The organism is Paenibacillus sp. FSL R5-0519, assembly GCF_037974275.1.
GTDB lineage: Bacteria > Bacillota > Bacilli > Paenibacillales > Paenibacillaceae > Paenibacillus.
Window position 1 is genome coordinate 5,156,830 of sequence record NZ_CP150234.1, and the last position, 12,353, is coordinate 5,169,182.

At 47.3% G+C, this 12,353-nt stretch carries 8 protein-coding genes; all 8 read right to left on the minus strand.

What is annotated here, in order from left to right:
- The 8 genes from MKY73_RS23325 to MKY73_RS23360 all read right to left on the minus strand — a co-directional run bounded on the left by MKY73_RS23325 (position 1) and on the right by MKY73_RS23360 (position 12,340).
- Positions 1–1,035 carry an MsnO8 family LLM class oxidoreductase gene (locus tag MKY73_RS23325; protein ID WP_339308707.1) on the minus strand — a complete coding sequence of 345 codons (1,035 nt, stop codon included), beginning with the start codon at positions 1,033–1,035 and terminating at the stop codon, positions 1–3.
- 42 nt (positions 1,036–1,077) lie between these two features.
- Complete coding sequence (dgt, locus tag MKY73_RS23330) at positions 1,078–2,493, minus strand: dGTP triphosphohydrolase (RefSeq protein ID WP_339303651.1); 1,416 nt, start codon at positions 2,491–2,493, stop codon at positions 1,078–1,080.
- 721 nt (positions 2,494–3,214) lie between these two features.
- A complete protein-coding gene (gene htpG, locus MKY73_RS23335; RefSeq protein WP_339303652.1) occupies positions 3,215–5,095 on the minus strand; it encodes a molecular chaperone HtpG in 1,881 nt (626 codons plus the stop codon).
- A 728-nt stretch (positions 5,096–5,823) separates the two neighbouring features.
- Positions 5,824–6,723: a nickel transporter permease gene (gene nikC, locus MKY73_RS23340; protein WP_145146408.1), complete on the minus strand. Its 900-nt coding sequence runs from the start codon at positions 6,721–6,723 to the stop codon at positions 5,824–5,826.
- Positions 6,724–6,764: 41 nt separating this feature from the next.
- Entirely contained in the window at positions 6,765–7,769 is a 1,005-nt protein-coding gene (locus tag MKY73_RS23345; protein ID WP_339303653.1) for an ABC transporter permease, read from the minus strand.
- 223 nt (positions 7,770–7,992) lie between these two features.
- Complete coding sequence (locus MKY73_RS23350; protein WP_339308708.1) at positions 7,993–9,642, minus strand: ABC transporter substrate-binding protein; 1,650 nt, start codon at positions 9,640–9,642, stop codon at positions 7,993–7,995.
- Positions 9,643–10,576: 934 nt separating this feature from the next.
- Complete coding sequence (locus MKY73_RS23355) at positions 10,577–11,539, minus strand: glycoside hydrolase family 25 protein (protein WP_339303654.1); 963 nt, start codon at positions 11,537–11,539, stop codon at positions 10,577–10,579.
- A gap of 303 nt (positions 11,540–11,842) precedes the next feature.
- Complete coding sequence (locus tag MKY73_RS23360; RefSeq protein ID WP_339303655.1) at positions 11,843–12,340, minus strand: phage holin family protein; 498 nt, start codon at positions 12,338–12,340, stop codon at positions 11,843–11,845.
- Positions 12,341–12,353: the final 13 nt, after the last annotated feature.

Genomic DNA, 12,353 nt, shown 5'->3' on the forward strand with positions numbered 1-12,353 from the left:
TTAACGGTTTGCATCATAAAGTGCTTCGCCTACTTCAAGATTGCTCTGTCTTTGCCCGGCCAGCAATCGGTAAGAATTCAGCCTGCGCTCATAATCGGGTCCTGCTGTAACCAGAAGCAACCGCTCCGTATCCAGCCTGCGACTTACTTGTTCCAATTGACCCCATACCTGCTCAGGTGTACCTGCATAGTGCCGCTCAGCTTCATGAAGATCAGCACTGGCTGAATCATTCGTGCCGGAGACCTCGATACCACTCGAATTCAGCTCGCTTAAACGTTCTTTTCCATCCGCCCTGCGTCTCTCTGCCATGTGACGACTCCAGGCCAAGGCATCCGTCTCTGACTCCGCACACAATACGCTGACTGCCACCATAACTTCAGGTTCCTTCATGGTTGCACTGGGAACAAATCCTTCTCGGTATCGCCTTACAGCCTCTGTACCATCAGCATCACTCATGAAATGACCAAAGACATAGCCCATGCCGAACCGTGCCGCAAATTCTGCGCTCTTTACGTTGGTCCCCAACATCCAAAGCGATAACGGAAGCTTTGGAATCGGACGAGCCGTCACAGGATGATTCTCGAAGGTATATCGATCTTCAAGCAGTTCCGTCAGTGCTGCAAGTGATTCGGGCAGCTTGGACACATGTTGCAAGTAATTGCCACTGAGTGCCATCGTCGCATGAGGACCACCGCCAGGAGCACGTCCGAGCCCAAGCTCAATGCGTCCCGGATAGAGGGTAGCCAGCAGACGGAACGACTCTGCAACCTTGAGCGGGCTGTAATGGGGTAAAAGGACCGCACCTGAGCCAAGCTGGATCGTTGTCGTCTTTGCTCCGATATGTGAGAGCAATACTTCAGGAGAGGCCGATGCCAGTTCAGCCATATCATGATGCTCTGATGTCCAGTATCGGGTGTATCCCCAAGCCTCAGCCTGTTGCGCAAGTGTCACCGATTGTTGAAGTGCCTGTTCCGCTGTGGCATCGTTTAACCTTGGAACAAGGTCAAGTACGCCCAGACTGAACTTATCACTCATTCTTGTAGCCAAGCGTCTCATCTCCCTTTATATCGGTTCATTTTAATCCAGATCGTAGATGGAACCCACTTTCAGACCGTAGAGTTCATTATATATTTTCTCGGCAAATGCATCCGTCATTCCTGCAATATAATCAATCACCATGTGTTCCCAGGTCCAGATCGGTTGCGCTTTGGCCTGATCCTTCTCATACCGCTGCAGCCAGTCGGATGGAATAATGGATTTGGACGTTTCCGGATCAAGGAATGCATCCCATAATCGCTTAATCATCCACTCACTTCGCTTCTGTAGCCGTTGCACACGCAGATCACGTATCATCGTCACCCATGCAAAACTCTTAAGCACACTCACCGTACGCAGCATATCAAGGTCTTCAGCCCCTTCACGGACAAAGGTAACCTTCTTCCAGTCACCATCATCAATAACACCCAAGCTGCCTACAAAGAAACTCACCCAATAAGCTTTCACCTCACGTCGGGTACGCGAGTAATCATGCTCGCAGAACGGCATCTTCTCATTCCAGATGCGCAGGAACGAAGCCAGCACCTCTTCTACCTTTTGCCCAATTGCTTCCCGGGTCCATCCGTCCCAGAATAGATCCTCCAGTGTTGTAATCTTATCCACAATTAGTCGATTCACATGCGGATCTTGCAGGAAATGCTCGTGTACTTCAATTTTGCCTGCTTTGATACCATCCTCTAGGTCATGCGAGGAGTATGCAATGTCGTCGCATAAGTCCATCAGCTGCGCTTCCAGCGTCTTCTTGCCTGCCGGCACGTTCCAACGTTCACGGATCTCACGAATATATTGCCACTCATGATGATACATGCCTTTCTTGCTCTCTGTCCCAGGGTACGGATACTTGTTGATTCCTAGTAATACCGCATCAGACAGATTCAGTCCGTCGATATCCTCACGCTTTTCCAAATGCATAATGAGACGGAAATTGTGTGCATTTCCTTCAAAATGCTCATATTTCCGTTTTAGCTCGGCACGGACCTCAGACTCCACCTTGGGAACTTTGGCGCTGCGGCTTTTTTTCATAATTTTCTTAGCCTCGGTGTTAATGAGGTCATCCAGAATACCGTCTAATACTTCTTCACCTTTATGTCCAAACGGCGGGTGACCGAAATCATGTGCGATTGCAGCACACTCCACCACTTCTGAATCAATAATAAGGCCGGGGTTATCGGCACGGTCCCAGTCCACCTCGGGAAAACGACGAATCAAGCTGCGGGCAGCCTCGCGTGCAATCTGCGCCACCTCCAGGGAATGGGTCAACCGAGTACGATAATAATCACCCGTTCCTGCGCCAAACACCTGCGATTTGCCCTGTAACCGACGGAAGGTCGGTGAATGAATGAGTCTGGAATAGTCCCGTTCGTATGCTGCACGAGATCCATCCAATTTGGTTAGTTCAGGATATTGTCTATGTTCTCTCAGATCGTTCCATTGCATGGGGATCACTCCTAGCCGACTGTCTCTATTTTGAGTGATTATACACAACATCTGTGGTTTCGAAAAGCAAAACCTGTCTGCGATTGTCATCTCTTCTTACATCAACTTGTAATAAACAGTCTTATTCTTTTATTATACCCTGTCAGACTATCATTCGTGCACCTAAATGATCATGATTAACATTGAACTTATTATTTACATACGTTAGCTCACATGGCAGAACAACAACAAGTATTCACTTTGCCAGCAGGTGGCCGTTGCGGTGACGGATCGTTCTTATGATCGCTGTTATTTCCAAATTTCTTTGATTCCCTTTAGAAAGGGAGAAATTCGGGAATAGCGTATGCTTCCGATGCAGCTTTCTTGCAGAAAGCTTTCAGGCGACCGCTTCGCTTCTTCAGAATCGATTCCGTCCCCTTCACTACTTTTGCTGTCCTTTAAATACCTTAATGGTATTCACCATTTATCACGCTAAAATCAAATAACAATCAAGTTCAACTTATATTAATATTATCCACCACTACAATGATAGTCTGCCTCACCCGCACCCTCTCGTTGTGGGTAAAAAAACAAAAACCGACAGGAGCAATGCCCTGTCGGATAAATATGGTAGATGCATCGAAGTAATTTAACTTCCAGCCTTAATGCTCAAGCCATTTAACTTTTGAAGCGGCGTAAATTTTTTCATCAAGGATGTTATTGCACCCTTGTAGCCGGATTGTTACACCATAACCTTACAGATATCGTTAGTAAACTCTACTGGATCCTGAATTGGCAATCCTTCAATCAGCAAAGCTTGATGATACAGCAGGCTGGTGTAGAGGTTCAGTTTTTCCTGATCCTGCGCGAAAGCGTCTTTCAACGATTTGAAAACATCGTGATTCACGTTGATTTCCAGCACTTTGTCGGCTTGTACGTTTTCGCTGTTCGGCATAGCTTTCAGGATTTTCTCCATCTCAATCGTCAGCTCACCTTCAGTGGACAAACATACCGGGTGGCTTCTGAGACGTTTGGAAGCTTTAACGGCTTTGACTTTACCCGCCAATTGAGCTTGCATCGCTTCAAACAGCTCTTTGTTGTCGTTGTCCTGAGCGTCCGTTTCTTCTTGATCCGCGCTATCTTCGATGCCCAAGTCACCACTGGAGATGGATTTGAATTCTTTCTCCTTGTAGTTCGCGATCATCTTGATGGCAAACTCGTCGATGTCATCGGTAAAGTACAATACTTCGTACCCTTTTTCAAGAACACCCTCGATCTGTGGCAGCTTCTCAATCCGGCTAATGGACTCACCGGATGCATAGTAGATGTACTTCTGATCTTCCGGCATTCTGGAGACGTATTCGTCCAGGCTCACGAGTTTACCCTCTTTAGAAGACGTGAACAACAGCAGATCCTGCAATGTATCCTTGTTCACACCATAGTCGCTGTATACACCATATTTCAATTGACGACCAAACGCTTGGTAGAACTTCTCGTAGTTCTCGCGCTCGTCCTTCAACAGGCTTTGCAGTTGGCTCTTGATTTTGTTCTTGATGTTCTTCGCGATCAGGCTAAGCTGACGGTCATGTTGCAACATCTCACGGGAGATGTTCAGGGACAGATCTTCGGAATCCACCATACCTTTGACGAATCCAAAGTAATCTGGCAACAGATCCCCGCATTTATCCATGATCAATACACCATTTGAGTAGAGTTCAAGGCCTTTTTCATACTCTTTCGTGTAGTAGTCAAACGGCGTGTTCTCTGGGATGAACAGGATCGCATTGTATACCACTGCGCCATCTGCGCTGATGTGCAGGTGTTTGAGCGGTTTGTCAAAACCGTAGCGTTTTTCCATATAGAAGTTGTTGTAGTCTTCTTCGGTTAATTCGCTTTTATTTTTACGCCAGATCGGCACCATGCTGTTCACGGTTTGTTCTTCTTGGTATTCCTCGAACTCGTTCTCCGTGCCCTCTTTCGGACGTTGACCCGTTACATCCATCTTGATTGGGTAGCGAATGAAGTCGGAGTATTTCTTGATGATGGATCTCAGGCGGTACTCTTCCAAAAATTCGTCATACGAATCTTCTTCGGTATTTTCTTTAATCGTCAGGACGATCTCTGTACCTACGAAATCTTTCTCAGCTGGTGTGATCGTGTAACCATCCGCGCCTTCGGACTCCCATTTCCAAGCCTCGTCGCTGCCCAGCGTTTTACTTGTTACGGTCAGCTTGTCCGCCACCATAAATGCCGAGTAGAAACCAACCCCGAATTGTCCGATGATGTTGTGACCGTCTTTGGCTTCATTTTCCTTCTTAAACGCCAGGGAACCACTCTTCGCGATAACGCCCAGATTGTTCTCCAGCTCTTCCTGCGTCATCCCGATTCCGGTATCCGTCAGTGTGAGCGTGCGGTTTTCTTTGTCAATGGTGAGCTTGATGAAGTAATCCTCTTTGTTGAAAACGAGTGCATCGTCAGTTAGTGCTCTGTAATAAATTTTATCAATGGCGTCACTGGAGTTGGAGATCAATTCTCTCAAAAAGATTTCTCTTTGGGTGTAAATGGAGTTGATCATCATATCCAGCAAACGTTTGGATTCTGCCTGGAATTCTTTTTTAGCCATGAGTGGTTGGACTCCTTTCAGATTTGGATATCGAATGATTGGATTGAAAATAGAAATAACCGAGATATTCCTGCGACCATTAGGAGACTCAAAAACCTTTGAGCGCTCTAGTCCTCAGATAAGGTGACTCACACTAATGAGTCATTGCAAAAAATAAGTGCATGACGTTCTGCCATGTAGCCGTTCCGGTTACGAATCGTTTTTCGGATCGCTGTTATCCCCAGATTTCTTTGATTCCCTTTTAAAAAAGGAGAAATCCGGTGATAAAGGCGAACGCTTCGCTTCCTCCAAATCGATTTCGTCCCCTGCACTACTTTCGCATTTGATCAGGAACTTGTTTGAGGATTAGGGCCTTTTATTAAATGGATTCTGTTGATTAAGCAAACATTTTGCTTCTTCATGTCTGTAGCGCCCGTTGGCTCCGCATGGCTACTCAGGTTCAATATCTATTTTCAAAAACAGAATCATTCCATATGTAGGCGTATAGTAAAAACATCATTTGTTAGCACTCTAATGATCGGAGTGCTAAACCCTTCCTTTTATATAACATATGGGAAAATTGGGTGTCAATACGCAGGCGGTTATTTTAACAAAAAGATCGAATCCCCCTTCAACTTTGACACATCACCAATCATTTTAACGTAATCCCGCAGGCAATACAAAAGCCGCCTCGAACCAAAGTTCGAACCGGCATAGGTAGAGACACTCATAGTTAGAGTTAGAAACTTTTACTTTTTCGCCATTTTCGGATCAAGGGTATCGCGCAGTCCATCGCCCATGAGGTTGAAGCCGAGCACGGTCAACATAATGGAAACGCCGGGAAAGATGAGTGTCCACGGTGCTTTTTGTATAAATTGACGGGAGTCCGATAGCATTTTACCCCATTCCGGGTCGGGTGGTTGCGCACCCATGCCCAGAAATCCGAGTGCAGCCGCTTCGATAATCGCCGTCCCAATCCCGAGTGTCCCCTGCACGATCAGCGGAGTAAGACTGTTGGGCAAGATGTGGCGAAACAAGATTCGCCCGTTGCCCGCCCCAAGTGTCCGTGCCGACGTAATGAATTCCTCCTGTCTCAAGCTGAGTACCCGTGAACGTACCAATCTTCCGTAAGTCGGGATGTTCACGATAGCGATGGCGAGCAGTGCATTTTGCAACGACGGGCCCAGTATCGCCACAATGGCGATGGCCAGCAAAATCCCCGGGAAGGCGAGCAAGATATCAAATAAACGCGAGATGAGCATGTCCGCCCATTTTCCATAAAATCCGGCAATCAGACCAAGCAGCGTACCCGCGATAATGGAACCAATGACAGAGAAGAAGCCCACCCACAAGGAAATACGCGCTCCATGCAGCACTCTGGAAAACACATCACGCCCCAGATCATCGGTACCAAACCAATGCTCTGCCGAAGGGGCCTGAAGCCGATCCACCAGCACCTGTTCCTTGTAATCGTAAGGTGCGATATATGGCGCGAGGAAAGCCAACAGGATAAAAAACACGATAATAATCAGACCTGCAAGCGCAAGCCGATTTTTCCGAAACGTTCTCCACGCTTCCCGCCACGGACCGGCTGTGCTCGCTGTTGCAGCTTCAATGGATGGTCCGGTATTGGTCGATAATTTGGCCATACGGCGTCTCCTTTCCTGGATATGATTGAATGATGAATTCGCTATTTATAACTAATACGAGGATCGAACACGGCGTAGAGCAGGTCCACAATCAAATTGATCACCACGAAAAAGAATGCCACGATCAGAATGCCACTCTGGATCACCGGATAGTCCCGCGAACTAATCGCTTCATATATATAACGTCCCACGCCCGGCCAAGCAAAGATCGTTTCGGTCAACACCGCACCCCCAAGTAACGATCCGGTTTGGATGCCGATCACGGTAAGCACGGGAATAAACGCATTTTTGAGCGCATGTCCATATACAACAAAAAACGGCCCCAGTCCCTTGGCTTTTGCAGTCCGAATGTAATCGGAACTCATCACTTCCAGCATACTGGAGCGGGTCATCCGGGCAATAACGGCCATTGGAATGGTGCCCAGCGCAATACTCGGAAGCAACAAATGCTTCGTTACGGTCCACAACTGACCCCATTGTCCAGCAATCATTGTATCCAGTACATACAAGCCCGTAATGGCTTCCACCGGATCACGTGCATTCATGCGCCCAATGGATGGCAGCCACTGCAACTTGTTCGCAAACAGCCATTGTTCCATCAGGCCGAGCCAGAAGATCGGCATGGATACACCCACTAGAGCAATGACCATACAGCAATAATCAAACCAGGAGTTGTGCTTCCATGCACTGATAATCCCGGCATTCACCCCAATAATGACAGCAAACAACATACTTGCCATTGTTAATTCGAGGGTAGCTGTCAGATAAGGCACAATTTCCTGGGCAATAGGCACCTTGGTGCGGATGGATGTTCCGAGGTCGCCTTTGAGCAAATCGCCCAAGTAGGCGAAATATTGCTGGAACCAGGGTTTATCCAGACCGAGCTGGTCACGAAGGGCCTGCTTGGATTGTTCGGTTGCCTTTTGCCCAAGTATGGTCTCGGCCGGATCACCCGGGATGGCGTGGATGATGGAAAAGACAATCAGGGTCATGCCCAGCAGTACGGGCAGCAACACAAGCACACGTTTGACAATATAGCTGTTCAATCCTGTTCACCTGCCTTCGACATATCGTGCAAAATAAAAAGCGCTGGCAGATACGCATGCTTTGGATAGTTACGTCCGGATGTGGGTTCTGCCAAGCATTTCGTCTCACCAGCGCTTTAATAGAAAGAAATTACACCTACTCACTCCGAGGTGCAGTGCCATCTTCAGAGTGATTCTCCACTCTCCGTTATTCTGAAATGGATAAGTTCAGCTTACGTCTGTATTATTCGAAGTAGGCACCGGCATAGGATTCACTGCCCAGCGGAGATGGTACAAAACCTTTCAGGTTCGATTTACCCGCCAGAATTGGCGTGGTGTGCACGAGTGGAATCCACGGTGCATCTTCCTTGATAATCACCTGTGCTTGTTTGTACAGCTCGGCGCGCTTCTCCTGATCTGTTTCTTTTTGCGCATCTGTCAGCAATACATGCAACTCTTCGTTGACGTAGAAACTGCGGTTGTTACCTGGGATGGCGTCTTTGTCCAGCAAGGTGTACAGGAAGTTATCCGGGTCCCCGTTGTCCCCCGTCCAGCCGAGCATGTAGATATCGTCTTTCTCCCCGGCTTTGGCATCATCGAGATACGTCGCCCATTCTGGGGATTCAATGTTGGTGGTCACGCCAATTTTCTCAAAATCAGCCTGGATCGCTTCTGCTACTTTCTTGCCATCAGGCATATACGGGCGGGATACCGGCATGGCATAGAAGGTTACCGGATCAGGCAAACCGTCAGGGAAGCCAGCTTCGGCCAGTAAAGCTTTTGCTTTTTCCAGATCATATGGGTAATCCTCAATGGTATCGTTGTATCCCCACAGCGTTGGCGGCATCGGGTTGACAGCAGGCTCAGCTTGTCCAGCAAAGAACGCATCAATAAGGGCCTGCTTGTTCACCGCATGATTGAGGGCTTGTCTGACTTTGACATTATCAAATGGTTTCTTCTTGAAGTTAAAGCCGATATACGCCACGTTGAACGGTGGACGCTCGATCTTCTGCAACTCGCTGTTGCCTTCAAGGATGGACAGATCGTCCGGGTTCAGGTCTTCCATCACATCAATCTCGCCGTTTTGCAGGGCATTGAAGCGAGCCGTGTTATCCGGAATCGAACGCACGATAACTTTGTTCAGCTTCGGCAGTCCTTCTTTCCAATAATCCGCGTTTTTCTCCAGGGTGATGGAGTCATTACGCTTCCACTCTTTGAATACAAATGGGCCCGTGCCCACAGGCTCGCTTTTGAAGTTTTCTTTTTTCTCCTGAATCGCGGTTGGGCTGGCAATGCCAAATGGTGTCATCGCAATATTTTGCAGGAAAGGCGCTTGTGGCTGGTTCAATGTGAACTCCACCGTAGTCTCATCCGTCGCCTTCACTTCCTTGATCACACGTCCATCCTCTGGACCAAACATGGAATCATAATAATCAAAGGAATCTCCCTCGAATTTATATTCACTCGCCGGATCGCTCCAGCGGTTGAAGTTAAACACTACAGCCTCAGCGTTGAAATCCGTACCGTCATGGAATTTCACACCGGACTTCAGTTTAAACACATACTTGAGCCCATCCGCCGAAATCTCCCAGCTCTCTGCCAGTCCAGGAACGACCTCTGTTCCGCCTTCCTTGTAATCCAGCAATGAATCAAACACCTGATGTCCAATCTTCAGCGACTCCCCATCGGTCACAATCGCCGGGTCGAGTGCTACGGAATCCCCACCACGCCCCATAATCATCGTATCCTGCGCTTCCGTCACTTCGGCTGGTGGCTCGCTGCCTTCCGCCGGAGCAGGCGAATTCCCAGCCCCCTCATTGCTCGAGCAACCTGACAACACTAAGACGGTACTCAAAGCCAGAGTCAAAAAACCGGATATCCATTTCTTTCTCATTCGCATACGTACAACACCCTTCCCTGTCTCATAATGTGTGTGATGCTGGCATGAAAAAACTTCAATGATAGCCATTGGTTCGGTGCTTGCTTGTATCAATGAAAGGCTTTAGGTGCCTGTGATACCTGAATTAAAGTTCCGGGAAAAGTAAGGCATGTATATAAAATTTATAAACAGCATGGGAGACAGAATAATGGATATAAGTAACAGTCAGATCATCATGCACATGGATTACGGATATGGACTATTCCTTTTATAGAAAAAGAAAAAGTACAACGAACAAAGTATCTTGTAGGATGAATCTGTCGGATGGAATGTGATAGTTGCAATTTATTTGAACTAAGGTCAATTAGTAACAGCGAATGGTTACGGACTCGTAAGAGCAAGTTCAAGTCAGTGGATTCAATATATAAATAGGCATATGGATACTACGCTGCTGGGTACCAATAACGTCTGTTCCTCGAGCGTGTCGACTTGGAGCATGAAGTGTGGGAACCCGATTAAGCATCGTTCGTTTGCAATACATATGAAAGAAACTCAAAATAGGCTAGGTTGTTTAGATGTGTAAGTTGTTTATGACGGTGCTTTTCTCTTGCAGATTGGATGTGTAAAACGTATGAACGAGTCATCTTGAGATGTTGGATTGTACAACAGGGAGACATTACAATAACTTCATATGTTATGGTTTTGTCATGATGAGGAGGATTGTGTAAATAAACTGTGGTAAAAAACAATTTCGTGTAACTTACTTTACATCACATTAATCAATTAGACAAGAGATTTACAGACATAAGTCTTCAACTTTATTATATGCGTTAATATTACTTACACAAAACACAAAAAAGGAACACAGTTCGACAAAAAGCGTCTCGTGTCCCTTCTCCATTCCATCCACATTCAGATAAAATCAATATTTTATTTGCTAAGAATCAGCTCACTTTTTAAACAAACCTCTGCGATGCATCACGGTAATAAAACGGTAAAAATCATAACTCGCCCCATTATCGATGCTGAACAACGGATTTTTGGTGTCATATGCCAGCGCTGCATCCACTGCTGCTTTCGCCCATACTGGAACTTCCATCTGCTGACGCGCCTGCAGTTTATCGACCTGGGATTTGAGCGCATCAAACGCTGCTTTCTCTTCGGCTGTCATCGGTTCGCCCCCTTTCGGTGGTTCGGTTGGTGGATTCGGGTTGGTTGGATTCGGGTTGGTTGGATTCGTTGGATTGGATGGCTCCGGTGGTTTCGGCGTGGCTGCTGCGTATCTTGCTCTGAGCTGTGCCGCTGTTCCCTCGAATTCATTCATATCCACGTTGCCGCTAATGCCATTCACATTGCCCGAATCAGTATACTGCCAGAACGTCCAACGCTTCCATGCCGGCTGGTCGTCCGGTACACGAGTGCTACTGTAACGCGCGATCCACAGATCGTATGAGCTGAGTGATGTGTCAAAATTCCCGGCAAAAGAATTGCCCGTGTATATGATCGGTTTTACACCTGTCAGACGTTGTAATTCGGTTAAAAAGGCTTTCGCTACCGTATTCATCTGTGCTTTGCTCAGGTTGCCGGGGTTGTTCTCGTAGTCCATGACAGGTGGCAGTTGTAGCGCCTTGGCGCCTCCAACTTTGTTAAGTGTATTGGCGTAATGTTCCGCTTCTGCCTTAGCACCATCGGTAGAGGTCGCGCGGAAGAAATGGTACGTTCCCACCAGCATACCTGCAGCCAGTGCACCTGTTACATTTTTCTGGTAATTCGGATCGGTATACGTCTGTCCTTCAGTTGCCTTGATGAATACAAATGTCATGCCACTTGCCTTCACTTTCGCCCAGTCAATATTGCCCTGATATCGGGAGACGTCAATGCCCTGTGTGTTGCCCGAACTTCTCGTTTGCATGTTTCTCACACCCTTTATGCGGCAAATTGCCGTTTGTATATAGTTAATGCTTGGGGATCAGGGGTTGCTTGTGTGCGTGTCCCTTGTTGATGGTAATAGCTATGTTCAATGAGTATCTATCCTCTTAGGAAGAAATATCAAGCCGGTATGCGACCGTTCCAGATACGGATCGTTCTTCCGATCGCTCCGCTTCTTCAGAATCGATTCCGTCTCTTTCACTACTTGTAGGCTACTGGTGCAGAATTTCGACTCTGTAGTGCTCTATATCTTGCCACAGGACAATTTCGAATGAATACTGAGCCTTTACTTCGTTTCATCTCTAATCTGTTGATCAATGTCCTCATGATCTGACTGTACAAAAGATTCTCTGGAATCAGGAGTATAGTTACCTGAGATCCCCCCGGATCCACCTTTCCCTTTAAGCACTTCAATGGCTTGCCGAATCACAGGCGGAATCGGAGCGCCCAACTTGCCCCCATTTTCAATAATGGACAACAACTCATTTGCGATATAAAAAAAGGCGACCGCATCCCTGAACAAATGTCCGTCTCCCAGAACACCGTCCACCAGATGAGCCACCGATACCATTGCAAAAATAAATACCTTTCTTGCGATGCCGAACATGCCAACATTACTCTCTAACTTGCCAGTCATACCCGCCGCCGCGATGCCGGTTAGGTAATCAAGGGTGACGAACACGAGTAGTACGCCGAGTACGCCTGACCAGCCTCCGAAGAAGTAGGTTACTGAGCTGCTCATGAGTGCAATTCCCCATTTCCATAAGGTGTCCCATCGTTCCATTGTTTCACCTCCT